Annotated in this window: 27 protein-coding genes; 19 read left to right on the top strand and 8 right to left on the bottom strand. The window is 68.0% G+C overall.

Annotated elements, in window-relative coordinates:
- Positions 1-22 precede the first annotated feature (22 nt).
- The 7 genes from ACSZL9_RS12630 to ACSZL9_RS12600 all read left to right on the top strand — a co-directional run bounded on the left by ACSZL9_RS12630 (position 23) and on the right by ACSZL9_RS12600 (position 6476).
- The gene (locus tag ACSZL9_RS12630; protein ID WP_446665863.1) at positions 23-943 is read left to right on the top strand and encodes a phytoene/squalene synthase family protein; all 921 of its coding nucleotides are present in this window, start codon (positions 23-25) and stop codon (positions 941-943) included.
- On the top strand, positions 940-2598 hold the full coding sequence (gene crtI, locus ACSZL9_RS12625) for a phytoene desaturase family protein (RefSeq protein WP_446665862.1): 1659 nt from the start codon (positions 940-942) through the stop codon (positions 2596-2598). The genes ACSZL9_RS12630 and crtI overlap by 4 nt, the downstream gene beginning before the upstream one ends.
- The gene (locus tag ACSZL9_RS12620) at positions 2595-2951 is read left to right on the top strand and encodes a lycopene cyclase domain-containing protein (protein ID WP_229749522.1); all 357 of its coding nucleotides are present in this window, start codon (positions 2595-2597) and stop codon (positions 2949-2951) included. The genes crtI and ACSZL9_RS12620 overlap by 4 nt, the downstream gene beginning before the upstream one ends.
- On the top strand, positions 2948-3289 hold the full coding sequence (locus ACSZL9_RS12615; RefSeq protein ID WP_446665860.1) for a hypothetical protein: 342 nt from the start codon (positions 2948-2950) through the stop codon (positions 3287-3289). Before ACSZL9_RS12620 ends, ACSZL9_RS12615 begins: the two co-directional genes overlap by 4 nt.
- Complete coding sequence (locus ACSZL9_RS12610) at positions 3241-4647, top strand: cytochrome P450 (protein WP_446665859.1); 1407 nt, start codon at positions 3241-3243, stop codon at positions 4645-4647. The genes ACSZL9_RS12615 and ACSZL9_RS12610 overlap by 49 nt, the downstream gene beginning before the upstream one ends.
- Positions 4614-5774 carry a glycosyltransferase gene (locus ACSZL9_RS12605; protein ID WP_446665858.1) on the top strand — a complete coding sequence of 387 codons (1161 nt, stop codon included), beginning with the start codon at positions 4614-4616 and terminating at the stop codon, positions 5772-5774. Before ACSZL9_RS12610 ends, ACSZL9_RS12605 begins: the two co-directional genes overlap by 34 nt.
- Before the next feature lie 174 nt (positions 5775-5948).
- Positions 5949-6476, top strand: coding sequence for a glycosyl-4,4'-diaponeurosporenoate acyltransferase CrtO family protein (locus tag ACSZL9_RS12600; RefSeq protein WP_188836149.1), 528 nt, complete (start codon positions 5949-5951; stop codon positions 6474-6476).
- 32 nt (positions 6477-6508) lie between these two features.
- Here the strand turns inward: ACSZL9_RS12600 and ACSZL9_RS12595 are convergent, their stop codons facing one another.
- Positions 6509-8626, bottom strand: coding sequence for an MMPL family transporter (locus ACSZL9_RS12595; protein WP_446665857.1), 2118 nt, complete (start codon positions 8624-8626; stop codon positions 6509-6511).
- Positions 8627-8805: 179 nt separating this feature from the next.
- Between ACSZL9_RS12595 and ACSZL9_RS12590 the strand changes: the two genes are divergently transcribed.
- Entirely contained in the window at positions 8806-9783 is a 978-nt protein-coding gene (locus ACSZL9_RS12590; RefSeq protein ID WP_446665856.1) for an ArsR/SmtB family transcription factor, read from the top strand.
- A gap of 56 nt (positions 9784-9839) precedes the next feature.
- On the opposite strand, the gene ACSZL9_RS12585 is transcribed toward ACSZL9_RS12590, so the two are convergent.
- Together ACSZL9_RS12585 and ACSZL9_RS12580 are read right to left on the bottom strand one after the other, a co-directional pair.
- Complete coding sequence (locus ACSZL9_RS12585) at positions 9840-10664, bottom strand: alpha/beta fold hydrolase (protein ID WP_446665855.1); 825 nt, start codon at positions 10662-10664, stop codon at positions 9840-9842.
- Positions 10665-10758: 94 nt separating this feature from the next.
- Positions 10759-11316: an 8-oxo-dGTP diphosphatase gene (locus ACSZL9_RS12580; RefSeq protein WP_446665854.1), complete on the bottom strand. Its 558-nt coding sequence runs from the start codon at positions 11314-11316 to the stop codon at positions 10759-10761.
- Positions 11317-11448: 132 nt separating this feature from the next.
- Between ACSZL9_RS12580 and ACSZL9_RS12575 the strand changes: the two genes are divergently transcribed.
- Entirely contained in the window at positions 11449-12471 is a 1023-nt protein-coding gene (locus ACSZL9_RS12575; protein ID WP_446666364.1) for an ATP-dependent 6-phosphofructokinase, read from the top strand.
- Positions 12472-12675: 204 nt separating this feature from the next.
- Here the strand turns inward: ACSZL9_RS12575 and ACSZL9_RS12570 are convergent, their stop codons facing one another.
- On the bottom strand, positions 12676-13095 hold the full coding sequence (locus ACSZL9_RS12570; protein WP_446665853.1) for a hypothetical protein: 420 nt from the start codon (positions 13093-13095) through the stop codon (positions 12676-12678).
- A gap of 86 nt (positions 13096-13181) precedes the next feature.
- On the opposite strand from ACSZL9_RS12570, the gene ACSZL9_RS12565 reads away from it, so the two are divergent.
- The 3 genes from ACSZL9_RS12565 to ACSZL9_RS12555 all read left to right on the top strand — a co-directional run bounded on the left by ACSZL9_RS12565 (position 13182) and on the right by ACSZL9_RS12555 (position 16907).
- Positions 13182-14570: an MFS transporter gene (locus ACSZL9_RS12565; protein WP_446665852.1), complete on the top strand. Its 1389-nt coding sequence runs from the start codon at positions 13182-13184 to the stop codon at positions 14568-14570.
- 9 nt (positions 14571-14579) lie between these two features.
- On the top strand, positions 14580-15155 hold the full coding sequence (locus ACSZL9_RS12560) for a dienelactone hydrolase family protein (RefSeq protein WP_446665851.1): 576 nt from the start codon (positions 14580-14582) through the stop codon (positions 15153-15155).
- A 171-nt stretch (positions 15156-15326) separates the two neighbouring features.
- Positions 15327-16907 carry a DHA2 family efflux MFS transporter permease subunit gene (locus tag ACSZL9_RS12555; protein ID WP_446665850.1) on the top strand — a complete coding sequence of 527 codons (1581 nt, stop codon included), beginning with the start codon at positions 15327-15329 and terminating at the stop codon, positions 16905-16907.
- A 103-nt stretch (positions 16908-17010) separates the two neighbouring features.
- On the opposite strand, the gene ACSZL9_RS12550 is transcribed toward ACSZL9_RS12555, so the two are convergent.
- A complete protein-coding gene (locus ACSZL9_RS12550) occupies positions 17011-17478 on the bottom strand; it encodes a PPOX class F420-dependent oxidoreductase (protein WP_446665849.1) in 468 nt (155 codons plus the stop codon).
- Between the two features lie 100 nt (positions 17479-17578).
- Between ACSZL9_RS12550 and ACSZL9_RS12545 the strand changes: the two genes are divergently transcribed.
- Entirely contained in the window at positions 17579-18643 is a 1065-nt protein-coding gene (locus ACSZL9_RS12545; RefSeq protein ID WP_446665848.1) for an OmpA family protein, read from the top strand.
- Between the two features lie 177 nt (positions 18644-18820).
- Positions 18821-19135: a hypothetical protein gene (locus tag ACSZL9_RS12540; RefSeq protein WP_446665847.1), complete on the top strand. Its 315-nt coding sequence runs from the start codon at positions 18821-18823 to the stop codon at positions 19133-19135.
- A 45-nt stretch (positions 19136-19180) separates the two neighbouring features.
- Here the strand turns inward: ACSZL9_RS12540 and ACSZL9_RS12535 are convergent, their stop codons facing one another.
- The gene (locus ACSZL9_RS12535) at positions 19181-19768 is read right to left on the bottom strand and encodes a TetR family transcriptional regulator (RefSeq protein ID WP_446665846.1); all 588 of its coding nucleotides are present in this window, start codon (positions 19766-19768) and stop codon (positions 19181-19183) included.
- Positions 19769-19862: 94 nt separating this feature from the next.
- On the opposite strand from ACSZL9_RS12535, the gene ACSZL9_RS12530 reads away from it, so the two are divergent.
- Together ACSZL9_RS12530 and ACSZL9_RS12525 are read left to right on the top strand one after the other, a co-directional pair.
- Entirely contained in the window at positions 19863-20930 is a 1068-nt protein-coding gene (locus tag ACSZL9_RS12530; RefSeq protein WP_446665845.1) for an NAD(P)-dependent alcohol dehydrogenase, read from the top strand.
- A gap of 200 nt (positions 20931-21130) precedes the next feature.
- On the top strand, positions 21131-22414 hold the full coding sequence (locus ACSZL9_RS12525; RefSeq protein WP_446665844.1) for an aminoacyl--tRNA ligase-related protein: 1284 nt from the start codon (positions 21131-21133) through the stop codon (positions 22412-22414).
- A 6-nt stretch (positions 22415-22420) separates the two neighbouring features.
- On the opposite strand, the gene ACSZL9_RS12520 is transcribed toward ACSZL9_RS12525, so the two are convergent.
- Together ACSZL9_RS12520 and ACSZL9_RS12515 are read right to left on the bottom strand one after the other, a co-directional pair.
- Positions 22421-23107, bottom strand: a complete 687-nt coding sequence (locus tag ACSZL9_RS12520) for an ABC transporter ATP-binding protein (RefSeq protein WP_446665843.1) — start codon at positions 23105-23107, stop codon at positions 22421-22423.
- Positions 23108-23121: 14 nt separating this feature from the next.
- Positions 23122-24189 carry an ABC transporter permease gene (locus ACSZL9_RS12515; protein WP_446665842.1) on the bottom strand — a complete coding sequence of 356 codons (1068 nt, stop codon included), beginning with the start codon at positions 24187-24189 and terminating at the stop codon, positions 23122-23124.
- A 178-nt stretch (positions 24190-24367) separates the two neighbouring features.
- Between ACSZL9_RS12515 and ACSZL9_RS12510 the strand changes: the two genes are divergently transcribed.
- The 3 genes from ACSZL9_RS12510 (at position 24368) to ACSZL9_RS12500 (ending at position 26664) form a co-directional block, all read left to right on the top strand.
- Positions 24368-25582: a sensor histidine kinase gene (locus ACSZL9_RS12510; RefSeq protein WP_446665841.1), complete on the top strand. Its 1215-nt coding sequence runs from the start codon at positions 24368-24370 to the stop codon at positions 25580-25582.
- Positions 25579-26211, top strand: a complete 633-nt coding sequence (locus tag ACSZL9_RS12505; RefSeq protein WP_446665840.1) for a response regulator — start codon at positions 25579-25581, stop codon at positions 26209-26211. Before ACSZL9_RS12510 ends, ACSZL9_RS12505 begins: the two co-directional genes overlap by 4 nt.
- A 69-nt stretch (positions 26212-26280) precedes the next feature.
- Positions 26281-26664 (top strand): nuclear transport factor 2 family protein, encoded by a 384-nt coding sequence (locus ACSZL9_RS12500; RefSeq protein WP_446665839.1) that lies wholly within the window; start codon positions 26281-26283, stop codon positions 26662-26664.
- Positions 26665-26691: the final 27 nt, after the last annotated feature.

The following is a 26691-nucleotide window of genomic DNA, read 5'->3' as shown; positions in this document are numbered from 1 at the left end:
ACAGCACGGCGAATGGGAAGCGATGGTGAAGAAGACCCGGACGGCGCCACACGCCGACCCCTACCAGCAACGCACGTACGACGCGGTGGCGCAGGTCGCCGCCGCACGCATGATCAACGCCTACTCCTCATCGTTCGGAATGGCCGCGCGACTCCTGCAGCAACCAGTGCGGGTTCACGTCCGCAACATCTACGCGCTGGTCCGTCTCGCCGACGAAGTCGTGGACGGACCGATCGGCGTCGGCCAGCCCCAGCGGGCCGGCGTGCTGCTCGACCGGCTGCAGGCGGACACCGAGGATGCGATCAGCACCGGTTACAGCGCGAATCTGGTTGTCCACGCGTTCGCTTCCACCGCCCGGGAATGCGGCATCCAGCCGAACCTGACATCGCCCTTCTTCCGGTCGATGCGCACCGACCTCTCGGTGCGTGAGCACGACGCGGACAGTTTCGCGAGCTACGTGCACGGCTCGGCGGAAGTGGTCGGCTTGATGTGTCTGCGGGTGTTTCTCGCACCCGTGGGCCGCGAACGCTCCTCGGTCGGAGAGCTGCTGGCCGGTCCTGCGTACGAAGAACTTGCGGCCGGAGCATGCCGGCTCGGTGCTGCGTTCCAGAAGGTGAACTTCCTGCGGGACCTGCGCGACGACTACTTCCTGCGCGGCCGCTGCTACTTCCCCGGCATCGACCCGGCGTGCCTCACCGAGGGCGACAAGCAGCGGATCCTGGACGACATCGACACCGATCTGGATCAGGCCGCCGCAGCCGTCGCCCAACTTCCGAACAGCAGCCGCCGGGCAGTGGCCGCTGCGCACGCGGTCTTCGCAGAGCTCTCACACCGGTTGCGCGTCACACCGGCCGAGCAGCTGGTGCGGCAGCGGGTCCGGGTGCCCGGACCCACCAAGCTGCGGATCGCGCTCGCGGCCGGCATACGGCAGGGGCGAGCGTGAGCGGCGCACGGAAGGTGGTCGTCATCGGCGGCGGTGTCGCCGGTTTGGCATCGGCGGCCTTGCTCGCACGTGACGGTTTCGAGGTGGAACTGCACGAGAAGAACGCCACCGTGGGCGGCCGCGTCGGCAGCTGGACGAAGAACGGCTTCCACTTCGACACCGGCCCGTCGTGGTACCTGATGCCCGACGTCTTCGAGCACTACTTCGGACTCCTCGGTTCTGCTGCGGGCGACGAGCTGGCGCTCACCCGGCTGGAGCCGGCGTACCGAGCCTTCTTCGAAGGCCACGCGGAACCGATCGACGTGCGCTCCGGCACGGCTGCGGTGACGGCGCTTTTCGACGGCATCGAGCCCGGAGCGGGCCCGCGCATCGCTTCGTATCTCGAATCCGCCCGGACGACATACGAGCTGGCGGTCCGCCGCTTCCTCTATACGACGTACCGCTCGATGGTGCCGCTGGTCCGCCGCGATGTCGTCACCCGGCTCGGCCCGCTGACGCGGATGCTGGTCCAACCACTCGACCGTTTCATCCCCACGTATGTCCGGGACCGCCGACTGGAGCAGATCCTCGGCTACCCGGCCGTATTCCTCGGGACCGCGCCGTCCCGCGCGCCGAGCATCTATCACCTGATGAGCCACCTCGATCTGGTCGATGGTGTCTACTACCCGCAGGGTGGCTTCCGGGCGCTGGTCGACTCGCTGGTGACGCTCGCCGAGGCGGAGGGGGTCCGCATCCACACCTCGTCCCGCGCGACCACGATTCACACGGCCGTCCGTGCCCGTCGGTGGCGGGGCCGCGACCATCGCAGGTTCCGCGTCACCGGTGTCAGCTTTGCCGCGGGCGACGATCAGGTGACCGTCGACGCCGACGTCGTCGTCGGCGCGGCGGATCTGCACCATGTGGAGACGCGACTGCTCGGCGACGCCGCACGCAGCCGGTCCGCATCGTGGTGGTCCAGGCGCGACCCGGGCCCGGGGGCGGTGCTGGTCCTGCTCGGGGTGCGCGGGGAGGTGCCACAGTTGGCGCACCATTCGCTGTTCTTCGCCCGTGACTGGGAGAAACACTTCGCCGCCATCCACCGGTCGGAGGCGATCCCCGACCCCGCGTCGATCTACGTCAGTCGGACCACCGCCAGCGACCCGGCCATGGCACCGGACGGTCACGAGAACCTCTTCCTGCTCGTTCCGGTCGCCGCCGACCCGGCAATGGGACGCGGCGGTGTCGACGGCGCCGGCGACCGGGCAGTCGAACTCGTCGCGGATGCGGCGATCCGCCAGGTTGCCACCTGGGCGGGGGTGCCCGACCTGGCCGAGCGCATCGTCGTCCGTCGTACGATCGGCCCGCAGGACTTCGCCGACGACGTGTTTGCCTGGAGGGGTGGGGCGTTGGGACTGGCACACACCGCCCGGCAGTCCGCGTTCTTCCGCGGACGCAACAGATCACGACGGGTCGCGGGTCTGTTCTATGCCGGTCACAGCACGCTGCCCGGCATCGGCCTGCCCATGTGCCTGATCAGCGCGGAGGTCCTGCTCAAGGCGGTGCGCGGGGACGATTCCACCGGCCCGTTGCCCGCTCCGCTACCCGTGCGATCCACGGGGCGGCGGGCCGATACCGACCACGACGGACCGGCCCGGCCGAGGCGGTGGCCGCGATGAGTCTGCGACACCTCTCCTACGTGGCCATGCTGGCGTTCTGCCTGGCCGGCACCCTCCCCCTGGAATTCGGTTACCGCTTGGGAGTGCTGCACCGGCCGCTACGCCTGCTGACGACCATCGTGTTGGCGTCCGCTCCCTTCGTGGCCTGGGACGTGTGGGCCACTCATGCCGGACAGTGGCATTTCGACAGCCGGCAGGCGCTGCCGTGGCGGGTCGGCGGACTGCCGCTGGAGGAGATCGCGTTCTTCGTCGTCGTTCCGCTGGCGGCCATCCTCACCTATGAAGCCGTGCGTCACCTCACCGGCAGTCGCCATACACGCGGCAACGGGCCACGTCGGAAGGGATCGGTATGACGTACACGGTGCTCGCCGTCATCGCCGTCATCGCCTCGGTGTGTGTCGATCGTGTGATCACCCGTACCCGGCTGACCACGTCCAGGACCTGGTGGGCGGCCTACGCGATCATGCTGACCTTCCAGCTGGTGACGAATGCGTGGCTGACCGGGCGGGGCATCGTCCGCTACGACGGGGACGCGATTGTGGGGACGGCACGGATCACCTGGCTCGGGGACGGCCGGCTCTTCTGGGCGCCCGTGGAGGATGTCGGTTTCGGCTTCGCGCTGATCCTGCTGACCTGTGCGGTGTGGGACGCACTGGCGGGGCGTCGCCGCCGCCGTTGCGCGACATCGTGAGCGGCTTTGCAGCACGGATCAGGCAGGGTCCGCTGGACATCGGGGCTCCCGGTCCGTCGACGCGGGAGATGATGACTGGTTTCCGCTCGATCCGGGCCGATCCGCTGCGCTTCCTGTGTCGCGCACGGGAGCGGTACGGCGACCTGGTCGCGTTTCCGGTGCCCGGTCCGCCGGCCCTGCTGGTCAGCGATCCGGCCGACGTCCGCCGGGTGCTGCAGACGGGCGCCCGCAACTGGAGTAAGGACACCGTTCAGTACCGCGCGTTGGCGAGAGTGACCGGTCCTGGCCTGCTGGCCTCGGCCGAACCGAATTGGCTGGAGCATCGCCGGATGGTGGCACCGGCCTTCCATCATCAACGACTGCATTCTCTGGCGGCGCGGGTGGCGGACGCGGGTGATCGCGCCTTGGACGTGCACATCGGGTGGAGTCCACGGAGGCACACCGTCGATGTGGCCGAGGTTTGCCTGCGCATCGCGCTCGACGTGGTGGGCGATGCCATCCTGTCCACCGATCTGTCCGAGCAGGCGCATCGGTTGCTCGAGGCGACCAGCGCTGCGGCCAGACTGGTGGTGCGACTCGGGCAGTCGATCCTTCCCGAGCGGATCCCGTCCGCTCTCAACCGCCGGTTGACGACGACACGCCGCAAACTGGACGTTCTCTGTTTCGAGTTGATCGAGGCACGCCGGGCCGCCGGCTCGCACGGTGACGACCTGCTCGGCCTGCTGATCGAGGGAGGTCTGTCCGACCAGGAGATCCGCGACGAACTGGTGACGATGGTCATCGCGGGGCACGAGACCGTTGCGGCGGCACTGTCCTGGACGCTGATGCTGCTCGCCGAGCACCCGTCTGCGCAGGACGGCGTGCGCAGCGAGGTCGCCCTGCTGCCGGGTTCGGTTCCGATGATGCAGACCCGGTCGGTGTTGCCGTGGACCCGGGCGGTCATCGACGAGGCGCTGCGCCTGTATCCGCCGGCTTGGGTCATCTCGCGAAGATCACGGGCGGCCGATCTCATCGGCGGCCGGGAGGTGCCGGCCGGAACGACCGCGATCATCAGCCCCTGGGTACTGCATCGCCGCGCCGATGCGTGGAATGACCCGGAGAGGTTCCGGCCCCAGCGGTTTCGCGATGGCTCGGTGCCACGCGCCAACTACCTGCCCTTCGGTGCGGGTCCGCGGTTGTGCATCGGCCGAGATTTCGCGCTGGGTGAGATGGCCATCATCCTGAGCAGGATCGTGTCGAGGTTCCGTGTCGAGCTGCCGGCCGAGTGGAGCCGTCCGAGCCCGCAGGCGGACGTCGCGGTGCACCCCAGCGGTGGTATGCCGCTGTGTCTGACGCCGATCAGGTCAGCGTTGCCGTGACCACTGTCGTTGTTCTGCTGCTCCTGTTAGTCGGTGCATCGGCCGGCGCTCGGCAACTAGCGAACCTGCGTCGCCTGGGCGACGAAGGCCGCGCCACTGATGCCGGCAGGATCGCAGTGGTAATCCCGGCCCGCAACGAAGCCGGCACCCTGCCGATATTGCTGGACTCGCTGAGCAACGGCGGCAGCGCGGTGTCGGAGGTTGTCGTGGTCGACGATGGGTCCGTCGACGGCACCGGCGAGGTCGCCGCGTCCACCGGCGCCCGCGTGCTGGCGGTCCATGAGGTGGCTGCCGGCTGGACCGGTAAGGCCTGGGCCTGTCAGGTGGGTGCGGACGCGACGCAGGCGGAACTCCTGCTCTTCCTCGACGCGGACACCGTGCTCGCTACCGGCGCCGTCGAGCGGTTGCTCGGTGCGCACCGCAGGTACGGCGGACTGGTCTCGGTGCAGCCCTACCACGAGGTGCACGCAGCCTACGAACAGTTGTCGGCCTACTTCAACGTCATGTCTCTCATGGGTAGCGGCGAGTTCGCGCCTCGGAGGACGCGCCGGCCGATGGCGTTCGGTCCGTGCCTGCTCACGTCGCGGGTGGACTACGAAAGCGCCGGCGGCCATGGGGCGGTCCGCGGCGCCATACTCGACGACGTGGAGCTGGCAACCGCCTACGCACGTGTCGGTCTTCCCGTGCGGTGCCTGACGGGTGGGGCGGAACTGCGGATGCGGATGTATCCGAACGGCCTTCGTCAGCTCGCCGAAGGCTGGACGAAGAACATCGCTTCCGGTGCCGGACAGGCTGGACCTGCTGCCCGGGCCAGTGCCGCGGCATGGATCATGTGCCACTTCGCCGTCGCTGTCGGCGTGCTCCTGACCATTGTGTCCGGTGCGACTGGACAACGTGCTTTCGTCACCGGCCCGTGGTTCGTGTGGATGATCGGCTGGGCCGCGCTGGGACTGCAGTTCAGGAGCATCCTGCGACGGGTCGGGTCCTACCGGTGGTGGACGTGGGCGGTCTTCCCGGTGCCGTTGGTGGCGTTCGGTGTGCTGTTCGCGCGTTCGGTGTTCCTGACCTACGCGCGCGGGTCCGTCCGGTGGCGGGGTCGCGACGTCGCCATGCACGCGGAAAAGTAGGGCAAGTAACACCTGAAGACCGAGCGACACTGCGAGGATCGCGCAGTCGAGCCGGTCGATCAATGACGCCGAGGGCGGCGAGAGCGCACAGGCGCTGTCGAGACGACATACTCGACGTCGTGGAATCGGCGGTAGCGCACTGCCGCCCGTAGGAGTGGGAAGGGCAGGAGACCGATGCTCAACTTCGTCATGCCGGTCCGCGTCACGATCGCAACCGACATCGCCGCCTGGGGCGTCTTCCACGCCGGCACGGGATATGCCGCTCATCGGCTGACCGGACGCTGCCTGAACCAGGACGGGTGGCTGCTGCGTCCCCGCAGGTTCGAGGACTCCGGACGGTGGTACCGCCGCCGACTGCGCATCCATGCCTGGAAGGACCGGCTACCTGAAGCCGGCGATCTCTTCGACGGAGGAATCAGCAAGGCGCGACTACCTGGTTTGACTGACGGCGGCCTCGACCTGTTCATCAGGGAGACGCGCCGCGCCGAACTCGCACACTGGGGCGCCTTGGCGTGCGGGCCGCTGTTCGCTCTCTGGAACCCTGCACTGCCCGCCAGCCTGCTCATCGGCTACGGGATCCTGGTGAATCTGCCTTTCATCGCCATACAGCGGTACAACCGGTTTCGATGTCAAGAAATCTTGTCACGGCGAAAACCAGCGGGTGAAGGCATGCGGATCGCCTGCGCACTGCAGCCCCGTTGAGGCTGCTCAGCACTGAGGACCAAGCGCGGTGATCATCGGAAGGACTTGCTGGGCCACCAAATTCGTGGGCCGATGTCTTCCGCGAGCGCCGGCACCAGCAACGACCGGACGAGAAAGGTGTCCAGCAGTACACCGAACGCGACGATGAACGCGATCTGCGCCAGGAACAGGATCGGTATGACGCTCAGCGCCGAGAACGTCGCTGCGAGAACGATGCCTGCCGAGGTGATGACACCACCAGTGGCTGCGAGTCCGTGCCGGATCCCGTCATGGGTGCCGAGCCGGAGCGCTTCCTCGCGCACCCGGGTCATGAGGAAGATGTTGTAGTCGACTCCCAACGCGACGAGGAAGACGAAGCCGAAGAGCGGGACGGACGGGTCGGCACCGGGGAAGTCGAGCACGTGGTTGAAGACCAGTGCCGAGACCCCCAGGGTCGCGGCGAAGCTGAGCACGACGGACGCGAGCAGGAGCACGGGTGCGAGCACGGAGCGCAGCACCAGCATCAGCAGGATCAGGACCACCGCGAGAACTATCGGAATGATGAGCGCGCGGTCCCGCTCGGCGGTCTGCTGCGTGTCCAGCTGTATGGCGGTCGCTCCACCCACCAGCGTGTCCGGTGCGACGGCACGAGCCGCTTCGCGAAGCTGCTGGACAGTGGCGATCGCGGCGTCACTGTCCGGTGGGTCGGTCAGCACGGCCTGGATCTCGACCCGTCCGTAAACCGTCTTGGGCGGCGTCCCCGGCCCGACCGGGCGTCCCGAGTCACCGAGCAGTTGTGCTGACGAGATCCCGTCGACCTTCCCAGCGGTTGCTACGAGTTGTTCTGCCTTGCCGGCCGAGCCGATGATCTCCACCGGACTGCCCGTGCCGCCCGGGAAGTGATCGGCTGCCACCTGCTGTCCGGTGACGGACTCGACCGTCTGCAGGAAGAGCGCACTCTGCGGAACACCGCTGGCCTTCAGCGTGGGGAGGAATGCGCAGCCCACGACGAGTAGCAGGGTCGCGCCGATCCAGAGCGGGCGCGAGCGGCGAGCGACGAGGTCTGCGACCCGACCCCACACGCCCGACCGCTCGGGGTGCTCCGACCCCAGCTTCGGCCGCTTCGGCCAGTAGGCCGCGCGCCCGAGCAGCACCAGCACAGCCGGCAGGAAGGTGAGTGCGGAGGCAAGGGCACAGGCGATGCCGATGGCGGCTACCGGCCCCAGGCTGCTCGTCGAATTCAGGTCGCTGACCAGCAGACAGATCAGCGCCAGGATGACCGTGATGCCCGAGGCCAGGATCGGCTCCAACGACTGCCGCAGGGCGATCCGCATGGCGGCGAACCGGGACGCCTCCTCGCGAAGTTCCTCCCGGAACCGGGAGGCCAGCAACAAGGCATAGTCCGTGGCGGCTCCCACGACGAGGATCAGCAGGATGCCCTGGCTCTGGCCGTTGAGGGTGAGAACACCCTGGTCGGTCAGGAAATAGACCACGCCACTGGCCAGCGACAGCGCGAACAACGCCGACAACAGGACGACGAACGGCAGGATCGGGCTGCGATAGACCACGATGAGGATGACCAGCACGACGGCGACAGCGACCAGCAGCAGCACCCCGTCGATGCCACTGAAGGCACTGCCCAGGTCTGCCGCGAAGCCCGCCGGGCCCGTGACGTAGGCCTGCATCCCGGGCGGCAACCCGGATTCCATCCGGTCCCGGACCTGATCCACGACGGTCGCGGTCTCGTCGCCCAGCGTGCCGTCCAAGGGGACGACCACCTCGAGAGCCTTCCCGTCCTTGGACGGGATCGGGCCCACCACGCCGCGGACCACACCGCCGATGGATCGGACCGAGTCCGCCTTACGTGCAACCGCCTTCTTGTCGGCGGCCGTGATGCCGTCGCTGCGCTGATAGACGATCAGTGCCGGGTTCACCTCGCGGCCCTGGAAGTCCTTGGCCAAGGTGTTGACCTGAGTGGCTTCGGCGCTGGACGGCAGGAACGCGGCCGGGTCGTTGGTCGAGACGCTGCTCAGCTTCCCGGAGTAGGGCCCCGTGATGCCGCCGACCACCAGCCACAGGACGACCAGCACCGCGGGAAGCACCCACAGGCGGGTATGACGGCGCTCCCGCCTGACGGGACGCGTTCCTGAGCCGTCCGATGCGTCCTTCATGAGCGCCAACCCTCACTGAAATCGTCAGATCGTCCACCGCTGTCCCGGGATATCATGCCGCGTCGAGTACCCCGCTGACCGAACCTCCATCCCCGGCACCCATACGTGACAATGGGTCTCCGACACACAGTGCCACGTACCGTCGGCCACGGAGCACGACGAGAAGGAGGACACCGGCGATGATTCGCATCCGGTGCTCGACCGGTGACATCGCCGCGATCAAGTTCGTCGTCGACCCTGCGTGGAACGTCCTGTCGAGCATGTCGCTCTTCGTGCAGCCCTCCTCACGGTCGCTGCATGCACCGCTCGCGGCTGCGTTGCGTGACCAGGACGCGCCCGGCGTCGCAACCCTGCGCCGCCTCACCACCAACCCGGCCGCACCCTCTCTGCTGGTCGTGCCCGGCTATGCGTATAACGTCGACAACTCCCCAGCCGCGGTGACCGAGCGGCTGCGGTCACTGGTGGACGCAATCCCCGACCGGGACGTCCAGGGTGTCGGCGAGCGTCTTCGTTCGCAGGAGTCGCCATACGGGAATGAGGACCTGGCGGGACTGCGCCGGATCGCACAGGACGCGCTGGTCGACTACTTCGGCGGTGTGCTGCAACCGTTCTGGGACCGTGCACACGCGATCGCGTTGCGCGACCTGTCGATGCGTGCCGAACACATCGTCAAGGACGGCATCGGCGGCGTCCTGAACGACCTCAACGATCAGATCCGCTTCGACGGTGAGGTGCTGGAGCTGCAGCACGAGTTCGACATCGACATCCCGGTGCCGCCGGGCGGCCTGGTCTTCACGCCGGTCGTCTTCAAGGGCTCCGGTTTCATCGTCCACGGCCCGGACGAGCACGACGCCCCGGACATGCCGGTCGCGATCGGCTACCCCGCCTGGGGCGCCGCGACCCTGTGGCTGCAGGACACCGAGCCGGCGTCGAGCAGCCTGGAGCAACTCATGGGCAGCACCCGCTCACGCATCCTCGGTCAGGCGACGGTGCCGGTCAGCACGACCGAGCTGGCGGAGAAGCTGCAGCTGCCGAAGCCGACGGTGAGCGGCCACCTGAAGGTGCTCGGCCGAGCTGGGCTGCTGAGTCAGTTCCGCCGCGGACGCTACGTCTACTACCAGCTCACTGCCGCCGGAATCGCGTTGCGCAGCAGCTGAATTCGCCTGACGCGAAGATCAGGTGTCGGCGATCCTCGTCCCGATCGGCTACCGGTTCAGGCGCCGGTCAGGTGCAGCAACGGCTGACCCGCGCGATCCGCGGCCTGCACGACCGTCTGCACCACGGCACCCGCGACCAGCTCGGGGTTGTCGACCATCGACACGTGCCCGCACTCGGGCAGCGTCAGGTGCGACACCATCGGCAGCGCCTCGCGCGCCGTGGTGGCCTGCGACGGCAGGAGTAGCTTGTCCCTGGTGCCCCACGCGATCGTCACCGGGACCAGCGGCTGACGCCGGAAGCGGGACCGGACGGCATACCAGGCGACCGGGAAGAAGCCCGGCGACCTGCGCAGGTTGAGCGCGTCGTCGTAGGCGACGTCGGCCGGCACCCGCTCGGGGTGCTGGTAGAGCGCCCGCAGGCTGATCTTGCGCAGGAACGCCTTGTCCGAGAAGGTCTTCACCACCCGGCGCGGGGCGTAGGTCGACGCCTTCATCACCGCCAGGTTGACCACGGCATTGGCCAGGCCGAGCGGACCCCAGAAGCCGGCCGGGGAGATCGCCGTCGCCGTGCGCACCGCACCGCGCGCGGCCAGCTCGAGCACGAACAGCCCGCCGAGCGAGTTGCCCACGACGTGCGGGCGATCCAGCCCGAGTTCGGCGAAGAACTCCTCCAGCTGATCGACGTAACTGTCCATCCGATAGCTGTGCGGCTTGCTCGGCCGCGGTGACTTGCCGAAACCCGGCAGGTCGATGGCGATGACGTCGAAGTCCTCGGCCAGCAACTCGAAGGTCTCGCCCCATGCGGAGCGCTGATGTCCGATGCCGTGGATGAGCACCAGCGGGTCACCGGAGCCGGCTCGCGTATAGCTGATCGTCGTCATGGATCCTCGTAAATCTCGCCCGAGTCACGGACATGTCGCATGCCGTGGATCTGCCGGGCGCGCTGAGGGCACCCGCAGGTCCTTGCCACGGTACCTACGAACGGTGGATCGCGGGTGACTCTCGGGTAACTGCTTGTCCCAGGACGGTGAGCCGGACGTCCGCGACCCGCGTCCCGGCGGCGTCATAGGTGATGTCGGCCGAGATGCGCTCACCGCGCAGCACGTGCGGCAGCCAGATCCGCGAGTCGTCCCACATCCGGCCGGTCGGCAGGTCCGCCACCGGGTGCCACTGAGGGTCCAACTCGTCCGAAGCGACGACCTCGCCGGTCCACTGCGTCGCGCGGTAGAGCGCGACGGTCATGTCCGACTCCGGGCTGCCCGGGAAGCGGAAATCGACGCGTCCCGCGTCATACAACTGCGACGGTATGACGTGCAGGCCCGTCTCCTCGAAGGTCTCCCGCACGGCCGTATCCGGGTCGGACTCCCCGGGCTCGACGTGCCCGCCGATGCCGACGATCCGGCCGGTGCCGAAACCGCGGCGCTTCAGCCCGAGCAGCACCTCCTGGCCGCCGTCGGTGTCACGCAGCAGGAAGACCAGGCACATCGGGGTGCGCGTCGGTGTGCTCGTCGGTATGCGAGTCGGTTCTGTCATCGCCTGTCAGCATCGCACGCCGGGGACCGCATGCAGCGGGAGCACCCGGGAGGGCTCACCGGAGGACAACATCGTGGACATCCGCCACGCCGCCGCCGGAAAACCAGCACGATGGACCCCGTGACCAACGGCATGACGATCGGAATCCTGACCAGCGGCGGCGACTGCCCCGGCCTCAACGCGGTGATCCGCGGTGCGGTCATCAAGGGCGATCGCATCCACGACGTGTCGTTCCTCGGCATACACGACGGATGGCGCGGGCTCGTCGAGGACGACATGGTGCCGCTGCCGCGGCACGACGTGCGCGGCATCTCGCGTGCCGGGGGCACGATCCTGGGCACCTCCCGCACCAACCCCTTCGAGCACGGCGGGGCCGAGCGGGTGCGCGAAGTCATGGAAGCGCGCGGTATGTCGGGGCTCATCGCCATCGGCGGCGAAGGCACGCTCACCGCCGCTCGCCGGCTGGTCGACGAGGGCATCCCCGTCGTCGGTGTCCCCAAGACCATCGACAACGACCTGTCCGCAACGGACTACACCTTCGGCTTCGACACCGCGGTGTCGGTCGCGACCGAGTCGATCGACCGGTTGCGCACGACCGCGGAGTCGCATCACCGCTGCATGGTCGTGGAGGTCATGGGGCGGCACGTGGGCTGGATCGCGCTGCACGCCGGCATCGCGGCCGGCGCGCACGCCATCCTGATCCCCGAGGTGGATGTCTCGGTCGAGGAGATCTGCGGCTGGGTCGAGGACGCCCGCGACCGCAAACGCGCACCCGTCGTGGTCGTTGCGGAGGGCTTCGTCCCGTCCGGTGAGGAGCAGGTGCACGCGCCGCGCGGGCTGGACGCGTTCGGCCGGCCGCGGCTCGGTGGCATCGGCGAGCGTCTCGCCCCGACCATCGAGGAGCGCACCGGCATCGAGACCCGTTCGGCGACGCTCGGGCACTTGCAGCGTGGTGGTGTGCCCTCGGCATACGACCGGGTGCTCGCGACCCGATTCGGCACCGCTGCTGTCGATGCTGTCGTTGAAAAGCGTTGGGGGACAATGGTTTCGCTGATCGGCACGGAGATCGAGTTTGTCGACCTGCACTCCGCGACGACCGTGCTGAAGACGGTTCCCCGGGAGCGTTGGGACGAAGCGGCGATCCTCTTCGGCTAAATGGTGGTCGAGTGCGATGGAGGAGCGAAGCGGAGGAAATCGCGTATCGAGACCACGTGACCGTTGCTGTTGGTCTCGATACGGACTCGGCTAGCGCCTCGCCCTACTCGACCGGCTTGGTGCGCTCCCCCGGCACTCGACCGGCTTGGGGAGGGGTCTCGATACGGACTCGGCTAGCGCCTCGCCCTACTCGACCAGCTTGTGTCAGGTGAGCTCGGCAACCACTTGCGCCACGTATGACGCGACGGCCTCCCCCACTCGCACGGTGCCCTCCAGGGGAGGGCCGACATACTCCGGCGCGAGCAGGCCGGCATCGGCGAGCGCGTGCACCAGTGCGTGCTTGACCTGCACACGCTCCATGCCGGGCGGAACCGGGAACGCGTAGACGTCGGCGGCCTCGGTGTCGATCTTGGGGAAGCGCTTGCGGATCCGGGCGAGCTCCTTGTCCTTGGCGTGCAGGTGCAGCCAGGTCCGCAGCGCCGGCGGCATGCCGGTCGTGCCGACATACAAGATGCTGGCCCGCGGGTCCGCAGCGTCCGGCAGCCGCCAGACGTAGACCCACGACTCCGGTCGCTTCGAGGCGAGTTCGCCGTCCCTGACATGCCAGACCTGAGTGCCATCCACACAGCCATTCTTACTCGGTCGTGGTCTCGAAACGCCGCTTCGTCGCCGCTCGACCAACGTCGGAACACAACCGATACGTTGACACCATGCAGCCGCCTGGCGACGGACCGGACCTGACCAAGCAACTGGCCGACGCAGCCCCGGACGAGAACGACCCCGCACTGCGCAACGCGGTTCGGCGCTCGGTGCGCCGGCTCGTCCCGTTCGTGGCGCTGCTCTACTTCGTCAACTACCTCGACCGCACCAACATCGGTTTCGCCGGACCGAACGGCATGAACGACGACCTGCAGCTGACCGGGTCGATGTTCGGCTTCGCGTCGGGAATCTTCTTCCTGGGCTACCTGCTGCTCGAGGTACCCAGCAACATGGCGCTGCACAAGTTCGGCGCCCGCCGGTGGATCGCGCGCATCCTCGTGACCTGGGGCATCGTTGCCGCAGCAATCACCTTCGTGCCCAACGCCGGGACGCTCTACGTGCTGCGCTTCCTGCTCGGCGTCGCCGAGGCCGGCTTCTTCCCCGGCATCGTGCTCTATCTGACCTTCTGGTTCCCCCAGCGCGAACGCGCAAGGATGACAGCGCTTTTCATGATTGCCGTCCCGTTGTCCACGGCGATCGGCACACCGATCTCGTCACTGCTGATCGAGCACGCGCACGGCTGGTTGGGCCTCGACGGCTGGCGGATCATGTTCCTCATCGAGGGCGTGCCGGCGGTCATCCTCGGCGTCGTCACGTGGTTCTTCCTGACCGACCGCCCGGAGAACGCCAAGTGGCTGGCACCCGCCGAGCGGGACGCGCTGCAACGCACCCTGGACGCCGAGGAGCGTGGCCGCAACCGCGCCTACCAGGTCGACATCCTGCAGTCGCTGACCCGGCCGCGGGTCTGGGCCCTGGCCTTCGTCTATTTCGGGATCGTCTACGGGCTCTACGCACTCGGCTTCTTCCTGCCGTCGATCATCTCGGGCTTCTCCGAGCAGTTCGGCACCGACTACTCGGTGGTGCAACGCGGTCTGATCAACGCCATCCCGTATGTCGTCGGCGCGATCGTCATGGTCCCGTGGGCGCTGCACGGTGACCGGACCCGCGAACGCGTCTGGCACGTCGCCGGACCCACGATCGTCGGCGGCGTCGCCATACCGATCACGCTCTATCTGGGCAGCCCGTTCGCGGCCATGGTCGCGGTGACCATCTGCGCGGTCGGCATCATGTGTGCGCTGCCGACCTTCTGGGCACTGCCGACCAACTTCCTGTCCGGCGCTGCGGCGGCGAGCGGGATCGCGCTGATCAACTCGGTCGGCAACTCGGCCGGGTTCTTCGCGCCATACTTCACCGGCTGGCTGAAGGACGGCACCGGCACCCAGAAGACGGGCTTGTGGCTCGTCGGTGTCGTGATGGTGCTCGGCGGGTTGCTCGCGGTGCTGCTGCGCTCCGCACCGCCGGCCAAGGACTCATCCGCCGCCCAGACGCTCGAAACCTGAGGAGACATCATGAGCACGGTCCTGTTGCTGCACTCGGCCTTCGGGCTCCGCCCGGCGGTGCTGCGCTTCGCCGACGCATTGCGCGAGCACGGCCACGAGGTGGTGACCCCGGACTACTACGGCGGCAATGTCTTCGACGACACCTGCGCCGGCCTGTCTCACCGCGACGATGTCGGCCCGGCGCAGCTGCTGGCCAGGGTGCGGCCGGTGATCGACGAGCTGCCCGCGGACACCGTGCTCGCCGGGTTCTCCCTCGGTGCGGCCTTCGCGCAACGGCTGGCGGCCGACCGACCGCAGGCGCAGGCCGTCATCCTGATGCACAGTGTCGCGGCGCCGCGGCACGGCACGTGGAGCGGGCAACCCGTGCAGGTGCACCGGTATGCCGAGGACGCCTTCGTCGACGGCGACGACCTGCGTGCGTTGGGCGAGGCGGTCCGTGCGTCAGGTGCGTCGTTCGACGACTTCGTGACGCCCGGCAAGGGGCACCTGTTCACCGACACCGACCTGCCGGACGGGGACGCCACCGCGACAGAAGCCACGGTGGAGCGGGTCGCAGCGGCCCTGCAGACACCGCCAGGGACGTGACGCGGGCCACCCAATATCCATTTCCGGAGACAGTCTCCGAGTAATAGGCTGGATAGGTCGCCCGGGGGCGGCTCGTGTGCTGTGCAGCAGCGTCGGCGGTGAAACCGCGGTGAAACCGATCCCGGTCAGGCTATTGCCACAAGCTTTCACAGTCGTTAAGGAGCACCTCGCGTGTCCACCGCTGCACCTGCGGATTACCCAGAAAAGATCGACGGCGCCGTCCTGAAGGTCGCCGGCGTGGTCGTGCTCGGCGCGATCATGTCGATCCTCGACATCACCGTCGTCAATGTTGCACTCCCGACCTTCCAACAGGCCTTCGCCGACGGCGGTGACCCTGTTGCCTACTCGACCGTCGCGTGGACGGTGACGGCATACACGCTGTCGCTGGCGACGATCATCCCGATGACCGGTTGGGCCGCCGACCGGTTCGGCACCAAGCGCCTCTACATCCTGGCGCTGCTGCTCTTCACGATCGGCTCGGCGCTGTGCGCCTCGGCCGGCTCGATCGGCGTGCTGATCGCCTTCCGCGTCGTGCAGGGTCTCGGTGGCGGCATGCTGATGCCGCTCGGTATGACGATCCTGACCCACGCTGCCGGACCGAAGCGGATGGGCCGGCTGATGGCCATCCTCGGTGTGCCGATGCTGCTCGGCCCGATCGGCGGACCGATCCTCGGCGGCTACCTGATCGACCACGCCAGCTGGCACTGGATCTTCCTGATCAACGTGCCGATCGGCCTCATCGCGATGGTCTACGCCTGGTTCGCGCTGGACAGCGACCGGCCGGTCCCGTCGGAGTCCTTCGACTTCGTCGGCATGCTGATGATGTCGCCGGGCCTGGCGCTCTTCCTCTTCGCCGCATCGTCGATCCCGACCGACGGCGTCGGCTCCGCGAAGGTGCTGATCACCGGCATCCTCGGCCTGATCCTGATCGGGCTGTTCATCCGGCACACCTTCAAGCCGAAGCACCCGCTGATCGACCTGCGCCTGTTCAAGAACCGCCTGCTGTCGCTGTCGACGATCACGATGTTCCTCTTCGTCGCGGCGTTCTTCGGCGGTCTGCTGCTGATGCCGACCTACTTCCAGGCGGTCCGCGGCGAGACGCCCTTCGACTCCGGGCTGCTGATGGCTGCCCAGGGCATCGGCGCCATGATCACCATGCCGATCGCCGGTGCGCTCGTCGACCGGATGCCGGTCGGCCGGATCGTGCCGTTCGGCCTCGTCCTGATCATCGCCGGGATGCTGGGGCTGACCCAGATCGACGAGAGCACCAGCTACTCCTACATCCTGCCGGTGCTGTTCGTGATGGGCCTGGGCATGGGCGGCACGATGATGCCGATCATGACCTCGGCGCTGAAGACGCTGACCCACAGCGAGGTCGCGCGTGGCTCGACGCTGATCAACATCGTCCAGCAGGTCGGCTCCTCGGTCGGCGTCGCGGTGATGTCGACCGTGCTGACCGACCGCCAGAAGGCATCGGACTTCGTGCAGATCGGTCAGTCGATCCAGGAGCGTGCACAGCACAAGCCACCACTGCCGCCGACGCACGACCAGCTGCAGGCGATCGCCCAGGCCGGTGGCCAGAAGCAGTTCATGGCCAACGCGCTGTCGGACCTCGCAGGTTCGTTCAGCACGACGTTCTGGGTCTCCGCGGTGCTGTGTGTGCTGACGATCGTCCCGGCGCTGATGCTGCCCCGCAAGCCGCTGCCCGAGCCGGCATCCGGTGAGGACGCAGCGCCGATGATGATGCACTGAGGCTCACCCCAAGTTTCGCGGATCCGAGATCTCGTAGGAGCACTCTCCGCCGCGAGCCAAAGGCGCCCGGACTCGATCGAGTCCGGGCGCCTTTCGTATGCCGTCAGGCCTGCACGTTCTCCGGTGGGAAACCGCCCGTCGCGATGGGTCCCCACCCGGTGATGCTCACCGCGATGAGCGACTTGCCCTGGTCGCGCATCGCCTGCCGGTATTCGTCCCAGTCGGGGTGCTCGCCGGAGATGCAGCGGAAATAGGCGACCAGCGGCTCGACCGAGTCGGGCAGGTCGATGACGCGTGCCGTGCCGTCGAGTTGCACGTAGGCGTCATCCCAGTCGTCGGACTGGACCAGCAGCGAAACCTGCGGGCTGCGGCGGATGTTCGCGACCTTGGCGCGCTGTGGATAGGTCGCGATCAACACCTCACCCTGCTCGTCGACCCCACACGTGACGAGGGACAACTGCAGGCCGCCGCTGCGCTTGTGGGTGACGAGCGTGGCGCGGTGTCGGGTGCGCACGAAGTCCAGGACGGCGGCCCGGTCGACGCGCTGCGCGGTGGCGATACGAGGTGACATGCTGCGATCGTATGCCGGGAGAAACCGGCGGGAGCGGTTCGCGGGCCCGTTGCGTCATACCGTGCGAAGGCCCGTGACCGAGGTGGAAGGACCAGGGGACATGAGACGAACCAAGGCGTTGACGACGGCCACTGTGCTGCTGGCGGCGGCCGGGCTGCTGAGTGCGTGCCAACAGCAGGACGGGCCGGCCGTGTCCGAGGGCACCTCGACCACGGCCGACGGCGGACCCGCTGCCAGTGAGATGGCGACGAACGGCGCCTCGTCGGGGTCGGCGGGCACATCGAGCGCGGGAACATCGAGCTCCGGCACCTCGACCTCCACGTCGCCCGGGTCGGGCAAGGTCGGGCCGGAGGACGGGGCGCTCGGCAACGACGGCGGGTGGTATGCCGAGGGCAGCAAGGTGACCTTCGTCTACAACAACGGCATCCGCTTCAGTGTCGACACCGGTGCACCGATCACGGACCTGCACCACACGAAGAGCAAGACCTCGCAGGGATCGCTCACCCTGACCGACAAGCAGGCGACGTGGGTCTCCGCCAGCGGCGCACCGACCACCGTCAACGCCAAGGGCGCCGGCGTCATTGCGGACTCCTCCGGGGTCATCGGTGTGCTGCCGGACGGCTCGGTGACGTGCGCCAACTCCAAGGGCCTGCAGTTCGTCGGCTCCGACGGGAGCAAGGGCGCGGCCGACAAGAGCGGCCTCTTCTACGTCGACAAGACCGGCAAGAAGACCGTCGCGGGCAAGGAGCCCACCGGTGGCAAGCTCGCCGGTCGCTATGTCGTGTGCAACGTCGGCAACACCTCGACCGTCGACCTGCAGGCGGACGTCCTCTTCGCCTACGGCAGCGCGAAACTGACCGCCACCGGCAGGCAGGTCATCGGACAGACCGCGATCTCCATCAAGTCGCATGTCGACGGCAAAACCATTGCAGTCGTTGGCAACACGGACTCCAAGGGCAGCAACGCGTTCAACCAGAAGCTCGGCAAGCAGCGCGCAGACGCCGTCGCCAAGGAGCTGCGCAGCAAGCTGCCCGGCGCGAAGCTGAAGGTCTCCAGCAACGGCGAGACCAAGCCGGTCGCGGCCAACACCAAGGCCGATGGCTCGGACAACCCCGCCGGGCGTGCCAAGAACCGTCGCGTCACGATCGCCTGGGCCAACAAGTAGCTCTCCCCGACGTGGCGAGGAGCGAGCTCCCCGAGGTGGCCGAGGAGCGAGGCACGAGCGTCTCGAGGCCTCCGCCAGCCCGTTCGAGACGGTCGCTCGTCCCTCACGACCTCCTCAATGAGCTCACTCTCGAGGTCCCGCGCAAGGCTCTCAGCCTCGCGAATTAGGCTCTGCAGCATGGCTCTTCGCAACGCAACCGACGTCCAGACCGCACCACTCGCAGCCCTCGGGCTGGTCGGCGGGTTCCTGACCGCGCGGGAGACCGGCATCCGCCCGCTCGGCGGTGTCCTGCTCGGTGCTGCCGGCCTGTATGCCGGGCGCACGTGGCTGGCCAAGACGGGCCCGGTGGGCGCGGCGGCGTTGAGCGCGATCTACGTCGGATCGTTCGGCGCTTCGCACCCGTTGGCGAAGAAGATCGGCGCCTGGCCGTCGGTGTTCACGGCAGCAGCGGTCAGCGCCGGTGCGGCATACCTCGTGGCAGACCGGGCCTGACCCGACGCGGCCTCCTACGAAGTTCGCGGCGATGGGTCGTGCCGGTCAGTCGATCAGCACCGCACGCCGGACGCAGTCACGCAGCAGCTCACGGCGAGCCCGATGGGTGCGCTTCGGCTCGTCTGCAGTGGCGGCGTAGACGTTGCTGACCGGAGACCAGGCCATCGACATACCGATGACCAGCGCCATGATGTCGAACGGATCGCCCGGTTGCACGGACCCGGCCGCCTGACCGTCGGCGATGATGCGCAATTTGCGGTCGTCCAGCCGATCGGCCTCTGCGACGAGGTGGCCGGTGGGCCGGCGCTCGAGGCGATTCCAGGTGGCCAGCCGGATGAGGTCCGGCCGCCGCAGGTATTCGTCGTAGAGACGAACCGCCCAGTCGGCGAGGTCAGCCGACTCGAGGGGGACGACCTCCATGATCCGCTCCAGCGATGCGCCGAAGATCGCATCGAACAGACCGTCCTTGCTGCCGAAGTAGGCGTAGAGCTGCGCCTTGTTGGTGGCGGCAGCGGCGACGATGCGTTCGACTCGCGCGCCGGCAATGCCGTGCTCGGCGAACTCGGCCGTTGCCGCCTCCACGATCCGGTCGCGCGTCGCGGCACCGCGTGCCGTCAGTTCCTTGTCGGGCATCACTCCACGTTACACAACAGACCGGTTGGTTTGTTTTTGGTGGCAGCGCCGCTTAGTCTGGAATAGACCGAACAGTCTGTTTAAGGATGTCGACATGAGAAGTACCCGAGGCTGGGCCGCCGCCGGACACTCCACCGTGCGCCCGATCGCCCTTGAGCGGCGTGACCTGCGTCCCGACGATCTGGCCGTCCGGGTCGACTACTGCGGGGTCTGCCACAGCGATCTGCATGCCCTGCACGCGCACACACCCGGCTCCGCGGTGCCGCTGGTGCCCGGTCACGAGTTCACAGGTGTCGTCACCGAGATCGGCAGCGCGGTCCGCCGTTTCGCGGTGGGTGACGCCGTCGCCGTCGGCAACATCGTGGACGCCTGCCTCGCCTGCGACATGTGCGCGGCCGGCCAGGAGAATTTCTGCCGCGAGTTCCCGACCCTGACGTATGGCGGGACCGACCGGCAGGACGGTCTGCCGACGTTCGGCGCTTTCGCCCGCGAATACGTCGTCCGGGAGGAGTTCGCCTACCCACTGCCGGAATCCCTCGACCCTGCGGCCGCAGCACCCTTGCTGTGCGCGGGGATCACCGTCTGGGAACCGTTGCGAACGTTGGGTGTTGGGCCCAAGACTCGGGTCGCCGTCGTCGGCCTGGGCGGTCTCGGCCACTTGGCCGTCAGACTGGCAGTGGCGCTCGGTGCGGAGACGACGGTCATCAGCCGCTCCGCGGACAAGGCCGACGATGCCCACCGGCTCGGCGCGCAGGGCGTGCTGGTGTCCACCGATGCCGACGCGATGTCCGCGGCCCGCGGCCGCTTCGACGTCATCATCGACACCGTCGCCGTCGCCCACGACCTCGCGCCATACCTCGCGCTCCTCGCCCTCGACGGCGCGCTGTCGCAGGTCGGATATCTGGGGCGGATCTCCGTCGACACGATGGATCTGCTGATCGGGCGCAAGAAGCTCACCTCGGCCGGCAGCGGTGGACGAGCACACACCGCGGAGTTGCTCGAGTTCTGCGCGGCGCACGACGTGGTGGCGGACATCGAGCTGTTGCCCTCCTCACGGGCCGACGAGGCACTCGAACGCCTGGCACGCGGTGATGTCCGCTATCGGTTCGTTCTCGGTATGGGCGACCTGGACGACGACAGGCCTGCTGCGGCACAACCCTGACGGTGCGTCCAAACGTGGTGCGCTGCGAAGGTGGAGCCGCTTACACTCGTCCCATGTATGACGCGCAGCGGACGACGACGCCGGATCACTCCGGCCGCGTCGTGCTGCACTGAACCACCCTGCACACCACCGCCCCGGAGTCCTCTCCGGGGCGTTTCTCGTGCCGCAGGCGACTTCGGGGTCAACGAACCGAGGAAGTCATGAATTCACCTGAAAACGCTGCAAATTCCCCTCACGACCACCGGGATTTCGGTCGGGAGCTCGACCTCTTCGCCGGCGATCCGCTCGTCGGACCCGGTCTCCCGTTGTGGCTGCCGGCCGGGTCGGTGATCCGCGACGAGCTGGAGCGACTGGCGCGAGACATTGCGCGGGCCGACGGCTGCGTCGGCGTGCACACTCCGGTGCTGGCCAAGCGGGCGCTCTTCGAGAAGTCCGGCCACTGGGCGAAGTTCGCGGACGACATGTTTCCACCCATGCAGCTGGGCGACGAGGCGCCCGAGGACCAGCTGGTGCTGCGGCCGGCGAACTGTCCGCATCACGCGATGAGCTATGCGTCGCGGCAGCACTCATACCGCGAATTGCCGCTTCGTTTCAACGAACTCGCGCCGATGTTCCGAGCCGAACGCTCCGGGGTCGTCAGCGGGTTGACCCGTGTCCGGCAGATCAACCTGGACGACACCCACGTCTTCTGCCGGCCCGATCAGGTCGCGGACGAGTCCGAGCGCGCGCTGCGGTCGGCGCTGCACGCTCAGCAGGTGCTCGGTATGCCGGTCGACTACGTGCGCCTGTCGCTGCGCGACGATGGTCCGGGCTATTTGGGCGATCCGGTGCTGTGGGCCGAGGCCACTTCGGCCCTGCGGCAGGCGTGTGCTGCAGTCGACCTGGCGTCATACGGGCTGGAGGTGGTGGAGGCCGAGGGCGAAGCTGCGTTCTACGGCCCCAAGCTCGACCTGCAGGTGCTCGACGGCAATGGGCATGAGGAGTCGATGGCGACTGTGCAGTTGGACTTCGTGCAGCCGCAACGATTCGACCTGACCTACGACGGCCCGGACGGCGCCAAGCAGCAGGTCGTGATGATCCACCGCGGCACCGTCGGTGCGATGGAGCGCGTCACCGCTGCGCTCCTCGAGCGGTATGACGGCCGAATGCCGTTGTGGCTCAGCCCGATCCAGGTATGCGTGCTGCCGGTGTCGGAGGCCGCCGACGGCGTCGCACGCGACTTCGTCGATGCACTCGTGGCGCTCGGGCTGCGGGCGCAACTCGAGGTGGACGGATCGCTCGGCGCGCGGATCCGCACCAGCCGGGCGCGCCGCGACTACGCGTTCGCGGTGCTCGGCGAGTCCGAGGCGGCGGACGGCTCGGTGCAGGTCAACGATGTCTTCGCGGGTTTCCGAGGATCGCTGCCGCGGGAGGCCGTGGTCGCCATACTCGCCGAGGCGTATGCCGACCGGTCGGCTCCCGCCTGGCCAGAACTTGTCGAGTAACGACGATCAGTGCGCCGCCTCCGGCATCGCCAACTTCCCGTCGACCAATCGCACGACCTCGTCGTTCGGGCCGAGCGTGCCGAGGTCGTGCGTGACGACGAGGGTGCCGAGTCCACGCTCCTCGGTGAGCGTCCGGAGCAGGTCGATGATCGCGACGCCGCGCTCGTGATCCAGCGCCGACGTCGGCTCGTCGACGAGTAGCAGCTTGGGATCACCCATGAGCGCCCGGGCGATCCCGACGCGCTGCTGCTGGCCACCCGACAGCTGCGACGGCCGCTTGTGCAGCACCGGGCCGAGGCCGATCTGGGCGAGCAGGTCCCTGGCATGCTGCTCGGCCTCCTTCGAGCGGTCGCCGTCCAGTCGAGCCACCATCAGCAACTGCTCCAGCGCGGTCAGCGAAGCGAGCAAGTGAGGCTGCTGGAAGACGAAGCCGATGCCGCCTCGCCGCAGGTCGGTTCGTGTCTTCGCATCGGCCTCGGTCACATCACGTCCCGCCAGCCGCACGGTGCCTTCGGTCGGCGTGAGCAGCATGCCTGCGACGGCGAGCAGCGTGGACTTGCCGGATCCCGACGGGCCGGTCACCGCCAGGAACTCGCCGGGAGCAAGGTCCAGTGAGACATCCGTCAGTGCATTGGTCCAACCCTCGCCGTCACGGAATCGCACTGTCACCCGGTCGATCTCAAGGGCATGCATGGTCTCTTCCTTCCTCATCGCGCACCTGCCAGTGCTGTCATCGGATCGACGGTCACGACGCGTCGCAGTGCTGCGGTTGCACCGAGCAACCCGACCAGCACCATCAGCGCGAACGGAACGAGCACCGTGCCCACTTCGATCACCACCGGCACCTGTCCGGCAGCCAGCATGCCTAGTCCGAATGCGGCCAGTGTGCCGATCCCGCCGCCGATCAACAGTGTCAGCAGGGCCTGGCCGAGCGCGTCACGCAGCAGATATCCAGTGCGCGCGCCGATCGCCTTCAGCACCGCCAGATCGCCCTCCCGCTGCACCGTCCAGACGGTGAAGAAGGCTCCGATCACCAGCGCGGAGATCGCGATCAGCAGCACCCGGATCATCGTCAGCGAGCCGTTCTCGGCGGAGTAGGAGCCGATCGCGGACAGTGAGTCGGCGCGCGACTTGGCGACCAGCCCGGTGGCCGAGTCAAAGGTTTCGGCCGAGAAGCCCTTGGTCGTCTGCAGAGCGACCACACTGCCTTCGCCCATCGCGGAACCTCCCGTGCTGCTCCATACGGTGCGCGACACCCAGACGACCGGCAGGTGGCTGAACGACGCGTCGTCCACGATCCGTGCAACCCGCAGCTTGGTGCCGTTGACGGTGATGGAGTCGCCGACTGCGACCGAGCGGTCCTTCGCCAGGTCGCTGCCGATCACGGTGTCGTGCGCGCTCAGCCCTTCCGGTGCCACTGCCGCGTCGACATCCACGCCGAAAACCGTTGCCGGTGCGGGGGTCTCGCCGATCGTCACCCGTGTCGAGCTGATCCCGATGGGGTCGGCGGCCTCGACGCCTTCCTGCTTGCGGGCCTTGTCGAGCGCAGTCTTGGTGATGCGGCTGGTCGACATCGACAGCGTCTCACCGGGCGCGGGATGCTCCATGGCGATCTGGTCCGCGTCCAGTGAGGTGATGGCGGACGTGCTCTGCCGGCCGAGGCCCTCGGTCAGTCCGCTGAGCATCACCACCAGCAGGGTGATCAGTGCGATCGCGCCGGCCATCAGCGCGAATCGGCCCTTCGCCCACCACAGATCCCTGATTGCCAGGAACACGCTTCCTCCTTCGTAACTGTCGGGATTCGTTGTGCATCCAGTCCATCGCGATTCCCCCTCCAGCACATCGAGGGAAGGGTGGAACGCGGAATGCCACTTCGATGGAGCCGCGGGTCAACCGATCGATGGATACCCGGAGGGCGACATACAGGCGCCTGATCCCATAGCGTCGGCTGTGATGCTCGAAGACCATGCCCCGTCGTCCGGCGCACCGGTGATCCGCACCCTGCAGCTGGCCATGCACGGGCTGTTCGTGGTGCTGCTGGCGATCGGCACGATCCGCGGTTTTCAGGAGTCGGATCATCCCTTCTGGCTGTTGTCCGGGTGCCTGGCGCTCTTCGCCTGGTATCTCCTCGGGCTGGCGCTCACGCCCGGTCTGGTCGGTGATCACCGGTCGGTGGCGGGTCGGCTCTGGTATGTCGTGCTCTTCCTCGGCTGGGCGGCGCTGCTGCTGGCCAGCGCCGACCTGATCTGGGTCGTCTTCGCGCTGTTCTTCCTCGGTCTGCACCTGATGCCCCGGTGGGCCGGCCTCTCCGCGATCGTGGTCGGCACGGCCCTGGTGATCTTCACCCAACTGCACCGGCCGGACACCGCGACGGTGCCCTCGATCCTCGGCCCGATCCTCGGCGCGCTGGTCGCGATCGGCATCTCCTGGATCTATTCCGGGCTGCGCCGGGAGAACGAACGCCGTCGCGTGCTGAACGCGGAGCTCGTTGCCGCACAAGGGGATCTGGTCGCGACGCACGATGCACTGGCGGGTGCGCAGCGCGAGTCGGGTGTCCTCGCCGAGCGAGCGCGGCTGGCCCGCGACGTGCACGACACCGTCGCCCAAGGCTTCTCCAGCATCCTGTTGCTGTCGCGTGCCGGGCTGGCCGGTGAGCCGGACGCCGAGCGGCTGGTCGCGGTGCTGCGCCAGATCGAGGAGTCCGCGGCCACCGGCCTGGACGATGCGCGCACCGTGGTCCACGCGCTCACGCCCACCGACCTCGAGCGGTCTCCGCTGTCGGCCGCGCTGCAGCGCCTGGTCGACCGGCAGGGCGGCAACCTCGACGCGAAGCTGGTCATCGACGGCGACGAGCGATCGCTGCCGACGACGATCGAGGCAGCGCTGCTGCGGATCGCGCAGGGTGCCTTGTCCAATGTCCGGCAGCATGCGCGCGCCACCCGCGCTGTCATCGCCCTCGGTTTCGGCGACACCATCACCCTCGACGTCACCGACGACGGCGTCGGCTTCGACACCGCCGCCGAGATCGTCCCCAGCGCCGCAGGTGGATTCGGGTTGCGCGCCATCGACGAGCGGGCCCGGGACGCCGGCGGTCATGCCTCGGTGGAGTCGACGCTCGGCGAAGGCACCAGCGTGCACGTCGAGGTGCCGTCCGGAGGTGCGCAGTGACCACCGCGAGCACCAGAGTGCTGCTCGTCGACGATCACCCGGTCGTCCGCACCGGGTTGCGAATGCTGTTGGAAACAGCAGGGATCGATGTGGTCGCCGAGGGCGCCACGGGTGAGGATGCCGTCCGGTTGGCGAGTGAGTATGCCGTCGACGTCGTCCTGATGGACCTGCAGATGGGTGCCGGCATGGACGGGGTTGCGGCGACCGAGCGGGTTCTGGCCGCGGAGGGCGCGCCGCGGGTGTTGATCCTGACGACATACGACACCGATCGCGACATCTTGCGCGCCGTCGAGGCCGGTGCGTCGGGCTATCTGCTGAAGGATGCGCCGCCGGACGACCTGGTCGATGCCGTGCATCGCGCGGCTCGGGGCGAGACGGTGCTCGCCCCCGTGGTGGCCGATCGACTGCTCGCGCGGTTGCGCAGTCCGCGGCCTACGCTGAGCGGCCGCGAGCTCGAGGTGTTGAGTCAGGTGGCGCAGGGCCGGTCCAACCGGGAGGTTGCGAAGCACCTCTTCCTCAGCGAGGCGACCGTGAAGACGCACTTGGTGCACGTCTTCGAGAAGCTCGGTGTCGAGTCCCGGACAGCTGCGGTCGCCCGTGCTCGCGAGTTGGGTCTGCTCAGCGACTGAATCTGGCCGTCCCTGGTCGGGAGTCCGGCGGCTCCCATCGGAAGAGCCACCCGAACGTAGCCTTCACCAATGACGAATCAGCTCGACGACGTGGAAGCTGTCGAACGCGAACGCTTGCGGGCGATCATCACTGCGGATGAAGCGGCGTTGTGGTCACTGCATGCTCCGGACTTCGTGCTGTGTAGTCCCGGCGGCACGGTGTGGGACAGATCGACCTACGTCGGCGGCCTGTGCGACGGGTCGGTCAGCTACTCGAGATTCGAGCCAGTGACTCCGATCGAGGTTCTTGCTGACAGCAACCTCGCGGTGGTCAGATACCGCTCGATCATCGACCTGATCACCCCGCATGGTGGTGGCCACCTCGAATGTTGGCACCTCGACACGTACGTGCGCAGCGGCGAGGGCGACTGGCGCTGTAGGTGGTCGCAAGCGACCGACACGATCACGGACTGACGCGCCACAAAGGTGGCGAATGCCGTC

It is taken from the genome of Flexivirga sp. B27, from assembly GCF_052905685.1.
Note: the sequence above shows the minus strand (reverse complement) of the source record. Positions and strands in the feature narration are given on the sequence as shown.